Origin of the sequence: Pectobacterium sp. 1950-15, from assembly GCF_037136835.1 — a bacterium.
Taxonomy (GTDB): domain Bacteria; phylum Pseudomonadota; class Gammaproteobacteria; order Enterobacterales; family Enterobacteriaceae; genus Pectobacterium.
Window position 1 is genome coordinate 1 of the sequence record NZ_JBBBQR010000039.1, and the last position, 1,232, is coordinate 1,232.

Below are 1,232 nucleotides of genomic sequence, written 5' to 3' on the forward strand. Positions count from 1 at the left end.
AACCGCTGGCAACAAAGGATAAGGGTTGCGCTCGTTGCGGGACTTAACCCAACATTTCACAACACGAGCTGACGACAGCCATGCAGCACCTGTCTCACAGTTCCCGAAGGCACCAAAGCATCTCTGCTAAGTTCTGTGGATGTCAAGAGTAGGTAAGGTTCTTCGCGTTGCATCGAATTAAACCACATGCTCCACCGCTTGTGCGGGCCCCCGTCAATTCATTTGAGTTTTAACCTTGCGGCCGTACTCCCCAGGCGGTCGATTTAACGCGTTAGCTCCGGAAGCCACGCCTCAAGGGCACAACCTCCAAATCGACATCGTTTACAGCGTGGACTACCAGGGTATCTAATCCTGTTTGCTCCCCACGCTTTCGCACCTGAGCGTCAGTCTTTGTCCAGGGGGCCGCCTTCGCCACCGGTATTCCTCCAGATCTCTACGCATTTCACCGCTACACCTGGAATTCTACCCCCCTCTACAAGACTCTAGCTTGCCAGTTTCAAATGCAGTTCCCAAGTTAAGCTCGGGGATTTCACATCTGACTTAACAAACCGCCTGCGTGCGCTTTACGCCCAGTCATTCCGATTAACGCTTGCACCCTCCGTATTACCGCGGCTGCTGGCACGGAGTTAGCCGGTGCTTCTTCTGCGGGTAACGTCAATCGATGAGGTTATTAACCTCACCGCCTTCCTCCCCGCTGAAAGTGCTTTACAACCCGAAGGCCTTCTTCACACACGCGGCATGGCTGCATCAGGCTTGCGCCCATTGTGCAATATTCCCCACTGCTGCCTCCCGTAGGAGTCTGGACCGTGTCTCAGTTCCAGTGTGGCTGGTCATCCTCTCAGACCAGCTAGGGATCGTCGCCTAGGTGAGCCATTACCTCACCTACTAGCTAATCCCATCTGGGCACATCTGATGGCAAGAGGCCCGAAGGTCCCCCTCTTTGGTCCGAAGACGTTATGCGGTATTAGCTACCGTTTCCAGTAGTTATCCCCCTCCATCAGGCAGTTTCCCAGACATTACTCACCCGTCCGCCGCTCGTCACCCAAGGAGCAAGCTCCTCTGTGCTACCGCTCGACTTGCATGTGTTAGGCCTGCCGCCAGCGTTCAATCTGAGCCATGATCAAACTCTTCAATTTAAGATTTGTTTGATTTGCTGAACTCGTCAGCGATGCTCAAAGAATTAGTAACTGTTTATTCGTAATGAATTTACTGTTGTTCACTCTTCAAGACTT

1 rRNA gene is annotated in these 1,232 nt (G+C 52.8%); it reads right to left on the reverse strand.

Annotated elements, in window-relative coordinates:
- Nucleotides 1-1,136, reverse strand: a 16S ribosomal RNA gene (locus tag WCT94_RS20670); the annotation flags it as partial.
- Nucleotides 1,137-1,232: the final 96 nt, after the last annotated feature.